The organism is Comamonas sp. 4034 (assembly GCF_050434545.1).
GTDB lineage: Bacteria > Pseudomonadota > Gammaproteobacteria > Burkholderiales > Burkholderiaceae_C > Comamonas > Comamonas odontotermitis.
Genome location: NZ_JBNDIT010000014.1, coordinates 23,587 through 43,127 on the forward strand (window position 1 = coordinate 23,587; position 19,541 = coordinate 43,127).

Annotated in this window: 18 protein-coding genes; 8 read left to right on the forward strand and 10 right to left on the reverse strand. The window is 63.6% G+C overall.

The genetic code is table 11. From position 1 onward, the window contains the following. Positions 1-2: 2 nt before the first annotated feature. Positions 3-1,127 (reverse strand): MlaE family ABC transporter permease, encoded by a 1,125-nt coding sequence (locus ABIE32_RS15160; RefSeq protein WP_224151073.1) that lies wholly within the window; start codon positions 1,125-1,127, stop codon positions 3-5. Between the two features lie 244 nt (positions 1,128-1,371). Between ABIE32_RS15160 and ABIE32_RS15165 the strand changes: the two genes are divergently transcribed. The 3 genes from ABIE32_RS15165 (at position 1,372) to ABIE32_RS15175 (ending at position 5,004) form a co-directional block, all read left to right on the forward strand. Then, complete coding sequence (locus ABIE32_RS15165; RefSeq protein WP_429017407.1) at positions 1,372-3,057, forward strand: GMC family oxidoreductase; 1,686 nt, start codon at positions 1,372-1,374, stop codon at positions 3,055-3,057. A 382-nt stretch (positions 3,058-3,439) separates the two neighbouring features. Then, positions 3,440-4,198 carry a TSUP family transporter gene (locus ABIE32_RS15170; protein ID WP_224151071.1) on the forward strand — a complete coding sequence of 253 codons (759 nt, stop codon included), beginning with the start codon at positions 3,440-3,442 and terminating at the stop codon, positions 4,196-4,198. 83 nt (positions 4,199-4,281) lie between these two features. Further along, positions 4,282-5,004 carry a DUF3053 family protein gene (locus ABIE32_RS15175; RefSeq protein WP_429017409.1) on the forward strand — a complete coding sequence of 241 codons (723 nt, stop codon included), beginning with the start codon at positions 4,282-4,284 and terminating at the stop codon, positions 5,002-5,004. A gap of 94 nt (positions 5,005-5,098) precedes the next feature. Here ABIE32_RS15175 and mrdA read toward each other — a convergent pair whose 3' ends face one another. The 4 genes from mrdA to ABIE32_RS15195 form a co-directional block, all read right to left on the reverse strand. Beyond that, positions 5,099-7,051, reverse strand: coding sequence for a penicillin-binding protein 2 (gene mrdA / locus ABIE32_RS15180; RefSeq protein WP_224151069.1), 1,953 nt, complete (start codon positions 7,049-7,051; stop codon positions 5,099-5,101). Between the two features lie 25 nt (positions 7,052-7,076). Continuing rightward, the gene (gene mreD, locus ABIE32_RS15185) at positions 7,077-7,595 is read right to left on the reverse strand and encodes a rod shape-determining protein MreD (RefSeq protein ID WP_224151068.1); all 519 of its coding nucleotides are present in this window, start codon (positions 7,593-7,595) and stop codon (positions 7,077-7,079) included. A gap of 34 nt (positions 7,596-7,629) precedes the next feature. After that, on the reverse strand, positions 7,630-8,571 hold the full coding sequence (gene mreC, locus ABIE32_RS15190; RefSeq protein WP_224151067.1) for a rod shape-determining protein MreC: 942 nt from the start codon (positions 8,569-8,571) through the stop codon (positions 7,630-7,632). A gap of 206 nt (positions 8,572-8,777) precedes the next feature. Further along, positions 8,778-9,824 (reverse strand): rod shape-determining protein, encoded by a 1,047-nt coding sequence (locus ABIE32_RS15195; RefSeq protein ID WP_184704823.1) that lies wholly within the window; start codon positions 9,822-9,824, stop codon positions 8,778-8,780. A gap of 212 nt (positions 9,825-10,036) precedes the next feature. Here ABIE32_RS15195 and gatC point away from each other — a divergent pair, with 212 nt between their 5' ends. Beyond that, on the forward strand, positions 10,037-10,336 hold the full coding sequence (gatC, locus tag ABIE32_RS15200; RefSeq protein ID WP_224151066.1) for an Asp-tRNA(Asn)/Glu-tRNA(Gln) amidotransferase subunit GatC: 300 nt from the start codon (positions 10,037-10,039) through the stop codon (positions 10,334-10,336). Position 10,337: 1 nt separating this feature from the next. On the opposite strand, the gene ABIE32_RS15205 is transcribed toward gatC, so the two are convergent. Then, positions 10,338-10,493, reverse strand: a complete 156-nt coding sequence (locus tag ABIE32_RS15205) for a hypothetical protein (RefSeq protein ID WP_429017412.1) — start codon at positions 10,491-10,493, stop codon at positions 10,338-10,340. Here ABIE32_RS15205 and gatA point away from each other — a divergent pair. The 3 genes from gatA to ABIE32_RS15220 all read left to right on the forward strand — a co-directional run bounded on the left by gatA (position 10,492) and on the right by ABIE32_RS15220 (position 15,203). After that, complete coding sequence (gene gatA, locus ABIE32_RS15210; protein ID WP_429017414.1) at positions 10,492-11,967, forward strand: Asp-tRNA(Asn)/Glu-tRNA(Gln) amidotransferase subunit GatA; 1,476 nt, start codon at positions 10,492-10,494, stop codon at positions 11,965-11,967. The genes ABIE32_RS15205 and gatA overlap by 2 nt on opposite strands. A gap of 20 nt (positions 11,968-11,987) precedes the next feature. Then, positions 11,988-13,442, forward strand: coding sequence for an Asp-tRNA(Asn)/Glu-tRNA(Gln) amidotransferase subunit GatB (gatB, locus tag ABIE32_RS15215; protein ID WP_429017415.1), 1,455 nt, complete (start codon positions 11,988-11,990; stop codon positions 13,440-13,442). Positions 13,443-13,790: 348 nt separating this feature from the next. After that, positions 13,791-15,203, forward strand: coding sequence for a GntP family permease (locus tag ABIE32_RS15220; RefSeq protein WP_429017417.1), 1,413 nt, complete (start codon positions 13,791-13,793; stop codon positions 15,201-15,203). A 206-nt stretch (positions 15,204-15,409) separates the two neighbouring features. On the opposite strand, the gene ABIE32_RS15225 is transcribed toward ABIE32_RS15220, so the two are convergent. Then, entirely contained in the window at positions 15,410-15,565 is a 156-nt protein-coding gene (locus tag ABIE32_RS15225; protein ID WP_224151060.1) for a hypothetical protein, read from the reverse strand. Positions 15,566-15,599: 34 nt separating this feature from the next. Next, positions 15,600-15,755 (reverse strand): transcription initiation factor TFIID subunit D10, encoded by a 156-nt coding sequence (locus ABIE32_RS15230; protein ID WP_429017418.1) that lies wholly within the window; start codon positions 15,753-15,755, stop codon positions 15,600-15,602. A 305-nt stretch (positions 15,756-16,060) separates the two neighbouring features. Here ABIE32_RS15230 and ABIE32_RS15235 point away from each other — a divergent pair, with 305 nt between their 5' ends. Continuing rightward, positions 16,061-16,936, forward strand: a complete 876-nt coding sequence (locus ABIE32_RS15235; RefSeq protein WP_429017420.1) for an alpha/beta hydrolase — start codon at positions 16,061-16,063, stop codon at positions 16,934-16,936. A gap of 37 nt (positions 16,937-16,973) precedes the next feature. Here the strand turns inward: ABIE32_RS15235 and ABIE32_RS15240 are convergent, their stop codons facing one another. Next, on the reverse strand, positions 16,974-18,155 hold the full coding sequence (locus tag ABIE32_RS15240; RefSeq protein WP_429017422.1) for a hypothetical protein: 1,182 nt from the start codon (positions 18,153-18,155) through the stop codon (positions 16,974-16,976). Continuing rightward, entirely contained in the window at positions 18,152-19,498 is a 1,347-nt protein-coding gene (locus ABIE32_RS15245) for a hypothetical protein (RefSeq protein WP_429017424.1), read from the reverse strand. The genes ABIE32_RS15240 and ABIE32_RS15245 overlap by 4 nt, the downstream gene beginning before the upstream one ends. Positions 19,499-19,541 lie beyond the last annotated feature (43 nt).

Consider the following 19,541-nt stretch of genomic DNA (forward strand, 5'->3'; position numbering starts at 1 on the left):
GGCTAGAACCCCACGTTGCGGAATGCAATCGCAAAGATCGCATCCAGCACGATGACCGCCGTGATCGAGATCACGACCGAAGAAGTGGTGCCTCTACCGAGGCTCTGCGTATTGGGCTCCACCTGCAGCCCGAAATGGCACGCAATCAGGGCAATGGCCACGCCGAACGTGACCGATTTGGCCAGCGCCAGAAACAGATTGGCAATATCCACGGCACCGGGCATGGCCTGCACGAAATAGGCGGGCGACACGCCCATGGCTGCATCGGCTGCCAGCATGCCGCCGACCAGGGCGCACATAGTGGTCCAGATCGCCACCAGCGGCATGGCCGCAGCCAGTGCCAATGCACGCGGCATCACCAGGCGAAAGCCGTGCGAAATACCCATCACCTGCATGGCGTCCAGCTCTTCGTTCACCCGCATCACGCCGATCTGCGCCGTAATGGCCGAGCCCGAGCGGCCCGCCACCAGAATGGCCCCCAGGAGCGGCCCCAGCTCGCGCACCAGCGAGATACCCAGAATATTGACGATGAAGGCATCGGCGCCGAACTGACGCAGTTGCAACGACATCAGGTAGGCCAGCACCACGCCGATCAGAAACCCCACCAGCGCCGTGATCGGCAAGGCCGTGGTTCCTACCGAGTACAGATTGCCGGAAAAATCGCGCCACGGCCCACGCGCCGGGTTGCGCAGCAGGCGCAGCACATCGATCAGCAACTGGCCCACCATCTCGACCATGGCCCGCGCATGGGCCAGAAAGCCCAGCAGCACCAGGCCCAGCTGAATCAGCCAGCCCCACCAGTTGACCTGCTTTTCGGGCGGGCAGGCAATCGTGAGCGAGGCCACGCGCTCCATCATCTGGCGCTGCATGTCCGTCATGCGCAATTGCTGCGGCCGCTGCTGGCGCCAGTGATCCCACAACAGTTGGGCACCCACATGGTCCAGCCAGTCTGCTGCGGTCAAGTCCCAGGCCTGGCCCTCGCCGGGCGGGTGCTTGCGCAATTGCTCGCGCACGGACTTCCAGATGCTCCGGTCCCCCAGCTCTGCCGCACCCCAGCGCCCGCGCAACTGTGCCCAGCGCTGACCGCCGTCGTTGGCATCGGTAATGTGAGGAGAGGAATCCGCCATGAATGGAAAAAGCGAGCTGGTTCTTGTTGCGCGCGCAATACGAATATGGATTACGCACTATAGCCTGAGTGTCGCCCAGGCGCATGCAGTGCATATCTGCCCGGCACAGTGGCGTTGAACACAGTGGCGCCGTCTCCATCGGTTGATTCCCTGTTGGCAACGCGGCACACTGTTTGCACACTGCAGGCTGTTTTTACCAGATATGGGCAGCATTCGCGGCCCGAGTCACCAAACCCCCAAAAGCATGACGACACCCGGAGACAACACTTCCTTCGACTATATCGTGATCGGCGCAGGTACGGCAGGCGCGCTGCTGTGCAACCGCCTCTCGGCCAATCCGCGCAACCGCGTGCTGTTGATCGAAGCGGGCAGGCGCGACGATTACCATTGGATTCATATTCCCGTGGGCTATCTGTACTGCATTGGCAACCCGCGCACCGACTGGCTCTACAAGACCGAGCCCGAGCCCGGCCTCAACGGCCGCAGCCTGCTGTACCCGCGCGGCAAGACCCTGGGCGGCTGCTCCAGCATCAACGGCATGATCTACATGCGCGGCCAATCGCGCGATTACGACCATTGGGCCGAGCTGACGGGCGACGCCCGGTGGCGCTGGAATGAAACCCTGGGCTACTTCAAGCGCCATGAGGACCATTGGCGACTGGACCACGAAGGCGATGCCAGCCCCAGTTTTGCGCAACTGCACGGCAATCGCCGCACTGGCAGCAGCGGTGAGTGGCGTGTCGAGAAGCAGCGCCTGCGCTGGGACATTCTGGACGCCTTTGCCCAGGCTGCGCAGCAGGCGGGCATCCCTGCCACCGATGACTTCAACCGCGGCACTAACGAAGGCGTCGGCTACTTCGAAGTCAACCAGAAAGCCGGCTGGCGCTGGAACACGGCCAAGGCCTTTTTGCGCCCCACCTGCTACGGCCGCCCCAATGTCGAGATCTGGAACAACGCCCATGTCAGCCGCCTGCTGCTGGAGCGCCAGGCAGACGGGCAACTGGCCTGCACCGGCGCCGAAGTCTGGACCGGAGCCGAGATGGTGACCGCACGCGCCAGCAAGGAAGTCATCCTGAGCGCCGGCGCCGTCAACTCACCGCAGATTCTGCAGCTCTCGGGCATCGGCCCGGGCGAGCTGCTCCAGCAACATGGCATCGACGTGCAGCACGATCTGCCGGGGGTGGGCGCCAACCTGCAGGACCACCTGCAGATCCGCGCCGTGTTCAAGATCGATGGCGCGCCCACGCTCAACATGATGGCAGGCAGCCTGTGGGGCAAGGCCAAGATCGGGCTGGAGTACCTGGCCAAGCGCAGCGGCCCGATGAGCATGGCCCCTTCGCAACTGGGCGCCTTTACCCGCAGCAGCGCAGACCACACCTATCCCAATATCCAGTACCACGTGCAGCCGCTGTCGCTCGATGCCTTTGGCGACCCGCTGCACACCTTTCCTGCCTTCACCGCCAGCGTGTGCAATCTCAACCCCACCAGCCGGGGCACGGTGCAGATCAAGAACGCCGATTTCAGGTCTGCGCCCGCCATTGCGCCGCATTACCTCTCGACCGAAGAAGACCGCAAGGTGGCGGCCGACAGCCTGCGCATCACCCGCACCATCGCGGCCCAGCCCGCGCTGGCCAAATACCGGCCCGTGGAATGGAAGCCTGGCGCCCAATACCAAAGCGATGAAGAGCTTGCCCGCCTTGCAGGCGACATTGCCACCACCATCTTCCACCCGGTGGGTACCACCAAGATGGGGGCAGACAGCGACCCCATGGCCGTACTCGACAGCGAACTGCGGGTGCGAGGCGTGCGCGGGCTGCGGGTGGTGGACGCCGGTGCCATGCCCACCATCACCAGCGGCAACACCAACTCCCCCACGCTCATGATTGCCGAACGCGCTGCGGAATGGATTCTGGCCAGCCACCGGCCATGACCAAACCGCCTGAGAGTGCCCCCACCCCTGCGCATGCACCACTGTAGGACAGGCCGCCGCCCCAAACAAGGCGGCGGCCGACTTTACATCCGTGCGGCGCCAGTGGGGGTAAATCCTGATGCACCATGGCGGTGCGATCCCCTATAGTAGAGGCACTCGAGGCACTCAAACAGTGCTCTGCGAGAGGACCGAGGAGACATCTCGATAACTCGAATATCTTATAAAGCATCACAAAAAGAGATGCCCCTTCCAAAGCGCCTACGGGCGCTTTTTTGTTTTTCCCCCGGCGTCTCCACCCCGCAACACTGTTCTGTATGCAGCAGCGCATTTACCCGCTGTGATCCGGTGCGCGCTGCCCTGTTGCAGTGCGACAATCCCGGCCATGGAATGGATTTTTGTCACCCTGGCGTCGATGTTCGCGGGGTTTGTGGATGCAGTGGTGGGGGGCGGTGGCCTCATTTTGGTGCCTGCGCTCTTTGGCGCATTTCCGGCCGCACCGCCGGCAACCCTGCTGGGCACCAACAAGAGTGCCAGCGTCTGGGGCACCTTGATTGCAGCGCGTCAGTTCAGCCGGCGCGTGGACATGCGCTGGGCCGCCATCGCGCCCGCAGCACTTGCCGGCTTTGCGGCGTCGCTGCTCGGGGCGTGGACGGTCACCGTGGTCGACCCGAGCATGCTGCGCAAGGCCCTGCCACTGATTCTGGTGGCCGTGCTGGCCTACACCTTGTACAAAAAGCAGTTGGGGCAGACGCATGAGCCGCGCTACAGTGGCCGCGCCGAGGCCTGGGTGGCCTGCGCAATCGGCGTCTGCATCGGCTTTTATGACGGGTTCTTCGGCCCCGGCGCAGGCAGTTTCTTCGTCTTTCTGTTCGTGCGCTGGCTGGGTTACGACTTTCTGAACGCCTCGGCCAGTGCCAAGATCCTGAATCTGGCCACCAATATCGCGGCGCTGATCCTCTTCACCGCCAAGGGCCATGTCTGGTGGCACTTTGCGATTCCGCTGGCCGTTGCCAATGTGGTGGGCAGCATGCTGGGCACCTGGATGGCGCTGAAAAAAGGCTCTGGCTTCGTGCGCGGCATGTTCATTGTGGTCGTCAGCGCCCTCATCCTGAAGACCGGCTACGACGCCTTTGTGCGCTGAGCGCGTAGCACCAGCAGCGGCATTGTTGGCCTGTTGTCAGCCTGTGCCGTTACGATGGCTGCATTGCAGCTACCGGAGCGGCCATGCGTCCACCCCTCTCTCACCGAAACTCTCTGCTCCGCCTGCTGGCGTTGGTCTGGCTGGCAGCCGCCCTGCTGGCGGGATGCTCGCAGGAGCCCAAGCAGCGCGCCGCTTTCATCAGCTTCCTGCAGACCCGCATTCTGGATCGCCCCGGCGCCACGATTCCGCTCCTGGGCAAGGAAGACAGAGAGCAGCTAGGTGACGATTACGCCAGCCAGTACGCCGTGATTCAGACCTTCCACGAAGCGCTCAACGACTCGGTCAGCAAACCTGCGCGTGCGCTGCTGAGCAAAGGCAGCTTTCACTCCGTGGGCGACATCATGAAGCGCCGCGAAGACATCAAAACCATGCAGGAAGGCGTGCAGCAATTGCGCAAGGCCTTGGACGAAAATCTGGCCAAGGCCGATGCTGCGCACGCAGCCATGAAGCAGCCCGAAGACCTCAAGGCCGTGTTCGACAAGGCCTACGCCAAGACCGTGACTGTACCCGCCAATGCGTTCAAAGATACGTTCCCCGCCATCGATGCCATGTTCGGCAGCGTCGGCAAGGTGGTAGCTTATCTCGACGCCCACCGCGACCAGATCAATGTCTCCGGCGCCATGCTGGAAGTGAGCGACCCCAAGCTGCAGGCAGAGCTGCAAGCCCTGCTCAATGACCTGAACAGCAAGGGCCAGGCCGTCAATGCGGCGCAGGACGCGTTGCTCAAGGCCGTCAACCGCAGCTGACGGGTGGGCGCAAAACCATCTGGCCCAAAAGGCTGGTGACGCTCAAGCAGTGTGCGCCATTTGCTATTGTTTTGATAGTTAACAGTACACTGCTTCAGCGTAGTGTTTCGGCCTGTGGCTGAATGCTCACTTCTTCCACGCGGCGCGGCGTGCCAATCGGTGCTGTGGCCTGCCCGCGCTGCATGGCGGCCATGTCAGCATCACTGGGGTAATCGCCCAGCAGCCAGTAATCGATGATCCGGCGGGCAATGGGCGCTGCACTGCCCGCACCAAAACCGGCGTTCTCGACGATCACGCCCACGGCAATCTTGGGGTTGTCCGCCGGGGCAAATGCCACATACAGCGCGTGGTCGCGCTGGCGCTCGGCCAGCTTGGCTGCGTTGTATTTCTCTTTCTGGCCGATGGTGATGGCCTGCGCCGTACCGGTCTTGCCACCGGCACTATAGCGCGCGCTGCCAAATGATCCCCGGCCCGTGCCGCCCGTAACCACCGACACCATGCCCCGCTTGACGGCATCCACATTGCTCTGCTTGTAGCCCAGGTTGACCGACTCAGGTTGCTCAATCGGATGGCGGGTATTGGTCACCGGGTCGATCAGGGCCCGGCCCACATGCGGCACGCGGCTGTTGCCGTTGTCGACCAGGGTGGCCAGCGCGTGCGTCAGCTGCAGGATGGTGAAGTTGTTGTAACCCTGGCCGATGCCCAGCGAAATGGTTTCGCCGGCAAACCACTTCTTCTGCTCGGGGCGCTTGTAGGTTTCGCGCTTCCAGGTCGTGCTGGGCAGCACGCCGCGCACCTCGCCGGGCAGGTCGATGCCGGTGATCTGGCCAAATCCAAGCGGCTTCATGAAGTCGTGGATCGCATCCACGCCCATTTCATTGGCCAGGGTGTAGAAGTACACATTGCTGGAGTGCTGGATGGCGCGGTTCAGATCCACCGGCCCCAGGGCATGGCCCGAGCGGAAGGTATGGCCGCCAAAAGTCCAGCTGCCGCCGTCCTGGATGATGGTGGAAGGCGTGCGCCTGCCTGTTTCCAGCCCGGCCAGCCCCATGAATGGCTTGTAGGTGGAGCCGGTGGGGTAGGTGCCGCGCAGTGCGCGGTTGAGCAGCGGGCGGTCAATGGACTCGTTCAGCGCCTTCCAGCTTTCCTGGTCGATGCCTTCCACGAACAGATTCGGGTCGTAGGTGGGCTTGCTCACCATGGTCAGCAGTTCGCCCGAGCGCGGGTCGATGGCAATCGCCACGCCTCGGCGCTCGCCATACAGGTCTTCCACCATCTTCTGCAGCTTGATATCGATGGACAGCACCACGCTCTCGCCAGGCGTGGCCGGCGCGCTGCCGAGCTTGCGCACGGCGTGGCCACCAGCCGATGTCTCCATGCGCTCCACGCCGGTCTGGCCGTGCAATTCCTTCTCGTAGCTGGCTTCGACGCCGGTCTTGCCGATGTATTCGGTGCCGCGGTAGTTGGCAGCATCTTCCGAATCGTCGATGCGCTCCTTCTCGCGCTGGTTGATGCGGCCGATGTAGCCAATGATGTGCGCACCCACCTCGCCCATCGGGTAGTTGCGGAACAGGCGCGCCTTCACATCCACGCCCGGGAAGCGGTAGCGCTGGGCGGTGAACTTGGCCACCTCCTGGTCTGTCAGGCGTGAGCGGATCGGCAGCGAATCGAAGTTGCGCGAATCCTCGCGCAGGCGCTTGAAGCGGCGCCGGTCGCGCGGCGTGATGTCGATGATCTCGGACAGCGCATCGATGGTCTCGTCGATGTCTGCCACCTTGTAGGGCGTGATCTCCAGCGTGTAGGCAGAGTAGTTGGTGGCCAGCAGCACGCCGTTGCGGTCGTAGATCTGCCCCCGGTTGGGCACGATGGGCACCACCGCCGTGCGGTTGCTCTCGGCCTGGGCCAGCAGGTCATCGTGGCGCTCCACCTGCAGCACATACAGGCGCGTGACGAGGAGCGAAAAACACAGCAGCACCACCAGGCCGATCACCACCACCCGCAGCTTGAACTGGCTGAGGTCGCGTTCGGAATTGTGGATTTCGGTCATCGGGCAAGGGCTGCGCTATGCGGCACTAGAGCGGCCGGTTTTCGTCATCGCTGGGCGGCTGGCGCTGGGGCAGCAGCAGCAGCCAGCTCACCACCGGCCACAACAGCACACACCACAGGCCCGGCGTGATGAAGCCCCACCCCGGAAAACCGCCACGCAGCAGCATGCGCATCAGCATCTGCACCACATCGGCTGCCATGAAAAGGGGCAGCACCTGCACCGCCTGCGCCAGCACGCTCAGCCAGGTAATACGCCGGCGCAGCATGGCCACGCCATACATCACCGCCGAATAGATCAGCGCATGCTGGCCCAGCAGCGACGACTGGTGCACATCCATGCACAGGCCCAATACAAACGCCCAGGCCATGCCCACCTTGCGCGGCTCATGCACGCCCCAGAACACCAGTACCAGCAGCAGCACATCGGGCATCCATATGCCGCGGCCCAGCGGCAGCAGGTTGATCATCAGCGCCAGCAGAATGGAAAGCGCAATGAACCAGGGGTTGACAGGAAGCAGCAGCGGCTGCCCACGCGGCATGATCATCGTGGCGCTCCTGGCTGGTGGTGGTGATGGCGCTTCATCCGCGCTTGCCCTTTCGGGGGGTGGAGGACGGGCCTTCCTGCTTCTTCACATCTGGCGTGGGGCGTGGCGGCAGTGCGTCTTCGGGCAGCGGGTCGATCACCATCACGAACTGCGTGCCGTACATCTGCGCCAGCGGCTCGCAGTACACGCGAGAGAACGGCGAATCGGCACGGCGCTCGATCTTGATGATGCGCGCAATCGGCAGGCCCGGCGGGTACACGCCGTCCACGCCACTGGTGGTGAGCAGGTCGCCTTCCTGGATATCGGCATTGCTCGGCATGAAGCGCAGCTCGATGCCGCCGCCGTAGGCCGTGGTCGGATCGCCATAGGCCACGGCGCGCGCGCCGGTGCGCGGATTGAGCACGGGGATCGCCTGGTCGCGGTCGGTCAGCAGGGTCACTTCGGCCGACATCGGAAACACCCGCGTCACCTGGCCCAGCACACCCATCTCGTCCATCACCGGCGAGCCGCGCTGGATGTTGGCCAGCTCGCCCTTGTCGATCACCACACGGCGGGTATAGGCATCAGCGGTTTCATACACCACCTGCGCAGCCGTACCCTTGGTGCTCAGGCGCGGCAACAGGTTCAGCAGTTGGCGCAGGCGCTGGTTTTCATGGTCCAGCGTCTCCACCAGAGTGGCGCGCTGGGCCATCTGCACCGATTTCTTCTCGGCGTCGGCAGCCGTTGTCTGCGCGGTGTGCAGGTCTTCAAAGTAGGTGGCGCCCTGGTGCACCAGTTGCACCGGCTGCAGCATCACCCACTGCAGCGGGTAGAGCACCGTGGCCACCGCCTTGCGCAGCGGCTCGGTCAGCTTGAAGCGCACGTCCGCCACCATCAGGAAAACGGCCAGCGCCACGCACAAGGCCAGGCGCACATTGGGGCTGGGGCCTTGTGGGCGGAACGTCGGTACGCCGCTATCGAAGGAGTTGCTGGACATGCTGAAACCGGATCAAAAAGCGCCCGCCATCGGCCCAGACGCCAATGGCGAGCATGCAGCTTGCTATGCTAAACATAGTAGCTGGCGCTCGCCATTATTACGCAAACCGGTATGTGGACGTATTTATCGCCGCCGGGCTGCCTCCCGGCACTGATCGTTCCCCAGGCGGGAAGCGGCCATGCACGGTGGGCAAGCATGGGGCACTGTTATTCGCTGGTGAAGATGGTGACGCCCTTGCGGTCGAGTGTCTCGAGCGCCATGCCGCAACCACGCACCACGCAGGTGAGCGGCTCTTCGGCCACCAGCACGGGCAGGCCGGTTTCCTCGGCCAGCAGGCGGTCCAGGTCACGCAGCAGCGCGCCGCCGCCGGTCAGCATCATGCCGCGCTCGGCAATGTCGGCACCCAACTCGGGCGGGGTCTGCTCCAGCGCATTCTTCACGGCGGAGACGATCTGGTTGAGCGGCTCGGTCAGGGCTTCCAGCACTTCGTTGGAGCTGATGGTGAAGCTGCGCGGCACGCCTTCAGAGAGGTTGCGGCCCTTGACTTCGATCTCGCGCACTTCGCTGCCGGGGAAGGCAGAGCCGATGCTCTTCTTGATCAGCTCGGCCGTAGGCTCGCCGATCATCATGCCGTAATTGCGGCGGATGTAGTTGATGATGGCTTCGTCGAACTTGTCGCCGCCCACGCGCACACTGCCCTTGTAGACCATGCCGCCCAGCGAGATCACGCCCACTTCGGTCGTGCCGCCACCAATGTCCACCACCATCGAGCCCGAGGCTTCGGACACCGGCAGGCCCGCGCCGATACCAGCGGCCATCGGCTCTTCGATCAGCTCCACCTGGGTGGCACCGGCCTTGAGAGCCGCGTCCTTGATCGCGCGGCGCTCGACCTGCGTCGAGCCGCAGGGCACGCAGATGATGATACGCGGGCTGGGCGACAGCAGGGTGCGGGGGTGCACCATCTTGATGAACTGCTTGATCATCTGTTCGGTGATCAGGAAGTCGGCGATCACGCCGTCCTTCATCGGGCGGATGGCTTCGATGTTGCCGGGCACCTTGCCCAGCATGGCCTTGGCCTCGCGGCCCACGGCCTGGATCACCTTGCGGCCATGCGTGCCGCCTTCGTGGCGGATGGCAACCACCGAGGGCTCATCGAGCACAATGCCCTTGTCGCGCGCAAAAATCAGGGTGTTGGCCGTGCCCAGGTCAATGGCCAGGTCGGTGGAAAAATAGCGACGGAACGCTCCGAACATGCAAGATTCCTCTAGGGCATGGGCAGCGCTTCGGCCTTCCATCGCCCGTCATTGGGGTGTGGTGAGATGACTGATGGGGTTTTGATGCGCAATGACCGACGTTGCAGTGATATTGCGTCAAAGACGGGATAATACCGCATCCCCTGTGAATAACTTACAGGGCAACGCTTTCCAGCGCCGTTTTTTTACGACTGGTTTACATACAAAGATCTATGGCACTGACAAAAGATGACATTGCCCGCATCGCCAACCTGGCGCGGCTCGAATTATCAGACTCCGAGAGTGAGCGCATGCTCTCGCAGATGAATAACTTTTTTGGCATTGTGGAGAAGATGCAGGCTGTGGATACCACCGGCGTCACGCCACTGTCGCACCCTGTGGCGGCCATCGAGGAAATCACGCTGCGACTGCGTGAGGACGTGGTGAGCGAGCCCGACAACCGCGAGGCCAACCAGAAGAGCGCTCCGGCCGTGGAAAAGGGCTACTTCCTGGTGCCCAGGGTCATCGAGTAATTCACAGCATTTTCAGGTTTCGGCCTTTTGAGGCCTCAGCGCCCACCTGGTGAGCGGCAATAGCTATCACAAATATAGCAATATAACCATCACCACTCTGGCAACGCCCCGTCTTTTCACCAAGATCGAGAGATCGCTCTGAACGCGAGATTTGCATGAGCACTCCTACCCAATTGCACGACCTGAGCGTGGCCCAGCTGGCCGCCAAGCTCAAAAGCCGCGAAGTGTCCTCCGTGGAGGCCGCCCAGCACTTTCTGGACCGCGCCAAGGCCCACGAGAGCCTGGGCGCCTTTGTCCATATCAACGAAGAAGTGACCCTGGCCCAGGCCCGGGCCGCCGATGCCGCGATTGCCGCAGGCACCTCGGGCAAGCTGGCTGGCGTGCCCATTGGCCACAAGGACCTGTTCGTCACCAAGGACTTCCCCACCACGGCGGGCAGCAAGATACTCACCGGCTACCAGTCGCCGTTTGATGCCACCATGGTCGCCCGGCTGGCGGGCGCAGGCGCCGTCACACTGGGCAAGCTGAACATGGACGAGTTCGCCATGGGCTCGGCCAACGAAAACTCCGCCATCGGCAAGGTGAGCAACCCCTGGGATGTGTCCCGCGTGCCCGGCGGCTCGTCGGGCGGCTCGGCAGCCGCTGTGGCTGCGCGCCTGGCCCCGGCTGCCACCGGCACCGATACCGGCGGCTCCATCCGTCAGCCTGCGTCGTTCTGCGGCATCACCGGCATCAAGCCCACCTATGGCCGCGCCAGCCGCTACGGCATGATCGCCTTTGCGTCGAGCCTCGACCAGGCCGGCCCCATGGCCCGCACCGCCGAAGACTGCGCCATCCTGCTGAGCGAGATGTGCGGCCCCGACCTCGACCGCGACTCCACCAGCCTGGACCGCCCTGCAGAAGATTTCACCCGCAGCCTGGGCGACAAGCTGGACGGCCTGCGCATCGGCATTCCGGCCGAATTCTTTGGCGATGGCCTGTCGGACGACGTGCGCGCTGCCGTTGACGGCGCCCTCAAGGAATACGAAAAGCTCGGCGCCAGGCTCGTGCCCATCAGCCTGCCGCGCACCGAGCTGTCGATCCCCGTGTACTACATCATCGCCCCGGCAGAAGCCTCGTCCAACCTCAGCCGCTTTGACGGCGTGAAGTTCGGCCACCGCGCCAAGGACTACACCGACCTGGTCGACATGTACAAGAAGACCCGCGCCGAAGGCTTTGGCGACGAAGTCAAGCGCCGCATCATGACCGGCTCCTACGTGCTCTCGCACGGCTACTACGACGCCTACTACCTGCAGGCGCAGAAGATCCGCCGCATGATTGCGGACGACTTCCAGGCCGCCTTCAAGGACTGCGACCTGATCGCCGGGCCTGCCGCGCCCACCGTGGCCTGGGCCCTGGGCGGCAAGAGCGACCCGCTTGCCAACTACCTGGCCGACATCTATACCCTGCCCGCATCGCTCGCCGGCCTGCCGGGCCTCTCGGTGCCCGCCGGGTTTGGCGAAGGCGGCATGCCCGTAGGCCTGCAGCTCATCGGCAACTACTATGGCGAGGCCAAGCTCCTCAACGCCGCGCACCAGCTGCAACAAGCCACCGACCACCACCTGCGCCAGCCCACTGGCCTTGCGAAATAACGCGGGGAGGAACACAGAACATGACCGAAACAACCGTCAAGCTCATCAACGGCTACGAAGTGGTGATTGGCTTTGAAACCCACACCCAGCTCGCTGCCAACAGCAAAATCTTCAGCCGCGCCAGCACCGCCTTCGGCGCCGAGCCCAACACCCAGGCCTGCGCCGTGGACCTGGCCCTGCCCGGTACCCTGCCGGTGATGAACAAGAAGGCCGTCGAGTGCGCTATCAAATTAGGACTAGCACTGGGCTCCCACATTGCGCCACTCAGCATCTTTGCCCGCAAGAACTACTTCTACCCCGACCTGCCCAAGGGCTACCAGATCTCGCAATTCGAGATTCCCGTGGTGCAAGGCGGTGAAGTGAGCTTCTTCGTTGGCGACACCAAGAAGACCGTGCGCCTGGTGCGCGCCCACCTCGAAGAAGACGCCGGCAAATCCGTGCACGACGAATTCATCGGCCAGTCGGGCATCGACCTCAATCGCGCTGGCACGCCGCTGCTGGAAATCGTGACCGAGCCCGACATCCGCAGCACCGAAGAAGCCGTGGCCTACGCCAAGGAGCTGCACAAGATCGTCACCTGGATCGGCATCTGCGACGGCAACATGCAGGAAGGCAGCTTCCGCTGCGACGCCAACGTCTCCGTGCGCAAGCCCGGGGCGCCGCTGGGCACGCGCCGCGAGATCAAGAACCTGAACTCGTTCCGCAACATGCAGATCGCCATCGATTACGAAATCCGCTGGCAGATCGAAGAAATCGAAGACGGTCGCGCCATCCAGCAGGCCACCGTGCTCTTCAACCCCGACACGGGCGAAACCCGCGCCATGCGCACCAAGGAAGACGCGGCCGACTACCGCTACTTCCCCGACCCCGACCTGCCGCCGCTCGTCATTGCAGACAGCTGGGTACAGGCCGTGAAGGCCGACATGCCCGAGCTGCCTCGCCAGCGCGCCGACCGCTTTGTGGCCGATTACGGCCTGCCCGAGTACGACGCCACCACCCTGACCCAAAGCCAGGCCATGGCCGACTACTTTGAAGCTGCCGCCAGGCAAAGCGGCCAGCCCAAGCTGGCCAGCAACTGGGTCATGGGCGAAATCTCGCGCCGCCTGAACATGGAAGAGATCGGCATGGACCAGGTCAAGGTCAGCGCCGAGCAATTGGGCACGCTCATCGCACGCATCCACGGCAACGTCATCAGCAACAACTCTGCCAAGCAGGTGTTCGAGGCGCTGTGGACCGCCGAAGGCACGGACGTCGACGCCATCATCGACGCCAAGGACCTCAAGCAATCGAACGACACCGGCGCCCTCGAAGCCATCATCGACGAGGTGATCGCCGCCAACCCGGCCAACGTGGAGCAATACAAGGCCGGCAAGGACAAGGCATTCAACGCCCTGGTCGGCCAGGTGATGAAGGCTTCCAAGGGGAAGGCAAACCCGGGGCAGGTCAATGAGTTGTTGAAGGCGAAGCTGGCGTAACAACTTCTCATCACACCTCATAAACGAAGCCTCCGCAAGGAGGCTTTTTTATGATTCGCGCACCCGTCCCTCTGTTGCCTGACGACCAACAGCCAACGTAGTTCCACGGACTGGACGGCGGCGGCCCCTTCCGTTATGGTGGCGGCGGCTTTCATCATGGTTGCATACCAAACCATAACAATGCGCGCTTGCGGCATCCATGCATGCCGCAAGCGCCCCATGTGATGCGCCATTCCATCCCGCACCGGGATGTATGCAGCTTTCTGCACGAAGAAGCTGTTCCAAGAAGGCGCCTGCGCGCCAGCCTGTCGTTCATTCCCCCTTGTGTGGTGTTTTGCGGAGAGTGTGTTGAGTACCTTAGCTATTGTTTTATCCCTTGCGCTGCTGATGTATCTGGCCTACCGGGGCTATACGGTTTTGCTGCTGGCCCCGGTGATGGCGGCGCTGGCGGTCATTCTGTCTGGCGAGGTGAGCCAGATGCTGCCCATCTATACCGAGACGTTCATGCGGGCGCTAGGCAATTACATGCTGGCGTTCTTCCCGATTTTTCTGCTGGGGGCGCTGTTTGGCCAGTTGATGGCCGATTCGGGTGCCGCCACGGCGATTGCCAAATGGATTGAGCGCACCCTGGGCTCGAAGCACGCCATTCTGACGGTGGTGCTGGCCTGCGGCATCCTGACCTACGGCGGAGTGTCGCTGTTTGTGGTGGCGTTTGCGATCTACCCGATTGCCAAGACACTGTTTCGCGATGCCGACATTCCCAAGCGCCTGGTGGCGCCGGCCATTGCGCTGGGCTCGTTCACCTTCACGATGACGGCGCTGCCGGGCACGCCTGCGATCCAGAACGCGATCCCGATCGCCTACTTTGGCACCAATACCTTTGCAGCGCCCGGCCTGGGGTTGATTGGCGCAGCCATCATGTTCAGCCTGGGCATTGCGTGGCTGCGCTCGCGCGAGAAGGCGGCCCGCGCCAGCGGTGAAGGCTATGGCGACCATGACGACAGCGACACCGGCCCGCGCGGCCAGGTGGGCGAAGCCGATATGAGCGGCGATGCGAGCCGCACCATTCCCTTGCTGCTGGCCCTGCTGCCGCTGGTGCTGGTGATCGGGATCAATGCGCTGTTCACGTACGGCATTTTCCCGAACATGGAGTGGTATTTTCTCAAGCAGCGCTTCCCGACCATGGATGCCAGCAAGCAGACCGGCATGTGGGCGCTGATCATTGCGCTGGCAGTGGCCTGCGTGACCTTGATCCTCATCGGCCTGGGCCGCTGGGCCAATCTGCAGCAGACCATCAACAAGGGCGTGCTGGGCTCGATGTTGCCGATCTTCAACACCGCATCGGAAGTGGGCTACGGCGCGGTGATCGCCAGCCTGGCAGGCTTTGCCATCATCCGCGACGCGGTGCTGAATGTGTCGAGCAACCCGCTGATCTCCGAAGCGGTGGCGATGAATGTGCTGGCCGGTATCACCGGCTCGTCATCGGGCGGCATGTCGATTGCCCTGCAGACCCTGGGCGCCGACTATCTGCGCATGGCCAACGCGGCGGGCATCAGCCCCGATCTGCTGCACCGCGTGGCGGTGATGTCGGCTGGCGTGTTCGATACGCTGCCGCACTGTGGCGCCATCATCACCTTGCTGTCGATCTGCAAGCTGACGCACAAGCAGTCCTACGGCAACATCGCGGCAATGACGATCGTGGTGCCGCTGATTGCGCTGTCGGTGGTGATCGCGCTGGGCACCATGTTCGGTTCGTTCTGAAACCCTCGCCCCAAAAGCGAAAACTGCAAAGGCGCAGACACGCAAAGGCCGCTATGCCCCGGGGGTGTAGCGGTTTTTTTATTCAAGTTTTGGTTGAAATCCGGCCTGGCTTCGTATGCCGGGGCCGCCAACAGCTATCCAATCAATAGCAAGTCCAAAAAGGCCCGCGTTTGCGGGCCAAGGGAGCACTCAGAAGTGGCAGGGCATCAATGCATCTGCGTGTTGTCCGGCGTCTTGGGCTCCGACCCAAGTTGACGATGGTTGCATTTGCTTTGCTGCTGGCTGTACTTCTTCTCTCGCAATGGTTGCCCCAGCTGCAAGGGCCAGGGCGTTGGGTTCGGAATGGCAGTGTGCTGTTTCATGGCGCGCTCCTGCAGTCCGGACCAGCGCTGGCGACTAGCGCTGCTGCTGCTGCCGGTCTTGCTGGCCAGGCTGCTTTTGCTGCGGCGATTGCTGCTCGTGCTGCTGATCCTTCTTCTGCCCGGGCTGCTGGCCCGGCTGCTGGTTCACCTGGTTGCTGCCGGGTTTCTGTTGGTGGTTCTGCTGTGTCATGGCGATAACTCCTTCAGTGGTACTGGCGAGGCCCCGTGCCTGCCATGGGTTCATGGTCGCGCCTCATGCACGCCTTGGCTGTAGGAGATGCCAGACGCCGTGCATCAAGACGTGAATCAGGACACGTTTTGCAAGCGCCGCTACCTGCCAGCGCACATTTGCTTGCGTCTGGTGACAATAGACCTGGGCACACCCATTTCAGTGTTTTTGGCCTCTACCGCTTACCCATCAAGCGCATTGCGCTATCAAATTTAAAGCGCGCAAGCCCAGGCTGCAGGGTTACCGCCATCCGCTATAAACATGCCATGACCAATCTGTTTGCCAAAGTGGCTCTGTGGGGCCTGGCGGTGATCGCCGTGCTGTATGCGGCGCTGTGCGTGGTGATGTTCTTTCAGCAGCGCAGGCTGATGTATTTTCCGCAGATGACGCGGGTGGAGGCTGCGCACACCAATTTCTCGCTGCAGCAGGCGGGCGTGACCCTGCGCGGCTGGCAAAGCCACCCGCAGGCAGGGCCAACGGCCAGAACGGATACCGCGGGCGCGCCGGGCCTCGCAGCGGCGACAGCCCCCGCACGCGACGCAGTCATCTACCTGGGCGGCAATGCCGAGCGGGTGGAGCAGGCGGTTCCGCTGCTGCACCAGTGGCTGCCGACGCACAGCGTCTACGCCCTCGCCTACCGCGGCTATGGCGCGAGCGACGGCATGCCCACGGGCGCAGACCTGGAGCGCGATGCCATTGCCTTGTTTGACGCCGTGCAGCAGCGCCACCCGCAGGGCCGCATCACCGTAGTGGGCCGCAGCCTGGGCACCGGTGTGGCAGCCGCCGTAGCCGCGCAGCGCCAGCCCACACACCTGGTGCTGATCACGCCGTTTGACAGCATGGTCGCCACGGTGCGCGACCACTATGGCTGGCTGCCCGTGGGCCTGCTGCTGCGCGACCGCTACCCTTCAGATGAGCGGCTGCAACACTACGGTGGCCCCCTGCTCGTGCTGCGCGCAGGCCGCGACGCACTGGTGCTGCCTGCCCGTACCGATGCGTTGGAGCGGGCGCTGGCCAATCGCCAGGGGCCAGCGGTAGAGGTGGAAAACTTTGCTGCTGCCGACCACATCGACATTCTGGAGGCGCCAGGCCTTGCAGCGCGCCTGCGCAGTTTTGTGGAAGGCGTGCCCGCGCAGCATTGACGCGCATCAAGCCTGCGCGCGCCACACTGCCCACCTGCTAGAACTGCTCGCGCTTTTGCGGTTGAAAGTCAAAAAGCGTCTTGCCTGCGTTGTCGATCACCAGGGCCGGCAGGTTCTGTGTGGTGACGAGGTAGAAGCCGCCCTTCCAGGGCTGCGCCATCAGGTAGTAACCATCGGACAGTAACTGCGGCATGGCACGCGTCGACTGGCTCCAGACCAGCTGCAGGCTGTGCACGTCCACCATCTGCAGCACCACCTCTGCGGGCGTGGTGGGCGTAGCCTCGTAGCGCATCAGCACCCGGTCGGCATTGCGCGCCAGCACTTCGCCGCTGAACTGCACCGGCACGCTGGCCACCTGCGCAATGTCGGTAACACCCGCTTCCTGCAGGCTTTGGCGTGCCACCACAAAGCCGTCGCTCACGGCCTGGTAGCGCCTGGGCGCGGCGCGCACCACCGCGTCGGAGGTGGAATGCACGGTCAGCAGCGGCAACTGCTGGAACTCGCCTTCGCGCAGTTTCTGCCGGTAGTGCACCAGGGTGCTGGGCAGGCCATAGCGGGCCACATCGGTTCTGAAGTCGGCGTAGTCGATCCGCTCCACGGTGTTCCGGTACTGGCCCCAGGGGCGCTGGAGCAGGCGTTGCTGCTGCCCGCCCCAGGGATAGATTTCGCCCGTGCGCCAGTACACGGCGTAGCGGTCGCCGGTGTTGCTGGTGATGTCGAGCAGGTCGGGTTCGCGCTGGCCACCAAAGGCCATCTTGGCCACACCGGTGGCCAGTTGCCCGGCAAAACGCTGGCTCAGCGCGGCGTTCATGGGCTCGAACAGGCTGCGCTCCCCGCTCCACAGCCACCAGTCACGGCCATTGAGCACCAGGGCGATCTGGCCATCGGCCTGCACCCGCATCTGCGCAGACTTGGCATAGGCATCACGCGGCAGGGTCACCCGCTGGGGCTCACCGATCAACTGCCGCGCCTGCAGGTCGTTGTGCAGGATCTGGAACACATCCTCACGCTCGGTGGTGTGCTTCATCACCCGCAGCATGCGCAGGCTGCCGTCGTCGGCCTGGTAGACCGCCGAGGCTTCGACGTCACCCAGCGGCAGCTCCTTCGACTGCCCCGACTGTCGCAGCGCCTGCAGCCATGTCAGCCCGTAAGGCAGCACAAAAAACAGCAGCACGAGAGCGCCCGCCATCTGGTAGAGGGGAGGGATGCGCTTGATCATCGGGCAGTTTTGGCCGGAGGGCTGAAATCGTGCACGGTCTGGCCGTCGTCGCCGATCAGCAGCGCGGGCTGCTGCAGGTCGTTGAAAAGCAGAAAACCGCCATTGACGGCCTGGCCCGTCACATAAAGGCCGCCTTCGCGGCTGCCCAGTTGCGGCAGCTGGTCGACCGTGCGGCTCCACACCACCTGGCCCGTGGCCTTGTCCAGCAGCTGGATGACCCGGCCCTCCTGGCGCACAGGCGTCGGCGTATAGGTCAGCAGCACGCGGGTGGTGTTTTCAGCCAGGATATCGGCGTGAAAGCGGGGTACCGCTGGCTGCACCACATCGATGCGCAGCAGGCCCCGGTCCTTGACCGCATAGGCACTCGTTGAAAACCCGCCACCGATGGCGATGTAGTGATGAGGCCAGTCGCGCACCGCCTGGCTATCGGTGGGCAGCAGGTCGAAGTAGTCAAAGAAGATTGGCTGGCCGGGCTCGTAGCGCCACCAGGATCGCACCAGCAGCGCCCGATCCTCCTCTCCGGTCGGGCGTGGCAGCCGCTCGTAGCGGTAGTAAGGGATGCGCTCGCTGTAGCTGGCCTGGGCCTTTTGGTACAGGCTGCTGCTTTCTGCGGCAGGCACGATCTGGCCCAGCAGCCAGTACACCAGGTATTTGCTGCCCGTGCTGCTGGTCACCTCCAGGCTGTCAGGCCGGCCCCGGCGCTGGATGGCAACGCCCACCACGCCCGCACCCAGTTGGGGGCCAAAACGCTCGCCCAGTTGGGGCAGCAGATCGACAAAGCGCAGGGTCGCCGGGTCCAGCCGCCACAAGCCACGTTCCTGCAGCGTGAGATACAGCTGTCCATCCGAGAAGAACCGCAGCTCGGCGCGACCGGAGCCGCTCGCCCAGTGCATGGAAAAGCGCTGCGGCTCGGCCAGTGGCTTGCCGCTGACCATGTCGCTGATCACCGCCCGGTAGACCGTCTGGTCCTGCTCACGGTTCTCGAACAGCTGCACCAGCAGGCGCTGTCCATTGCGCTCCACGATGGTGGCGCCCTCGCTGCGGCCCAGGGCCTGGCGCAGCTCGTAAGGCTTCATGTCGCTTTTGAAAAACTGCTGCACATGCGGCACCAGCCATGGCAACACCATCAGCACCACGAGCAGTGGAAACAACCACCGCATATGGCTTTGCAGCCGTGCCAGGCCAGACGCCGGGGTGTGCATGCGAACCTGCGGCAGACCCTGGCCATGGTCGACGCTGAACTGCGCGCCACACTGCAGACAGGCAAAGGCATTGCGCGGCCCGGCGCTGCGGCAATCTGCAGCGCCGCAACGCGGGCAATAAGGGGACGACCAGGGTGACATATCGGAAATTCGGCAAACCGGAACTGGCGCACAGCTTAACGGC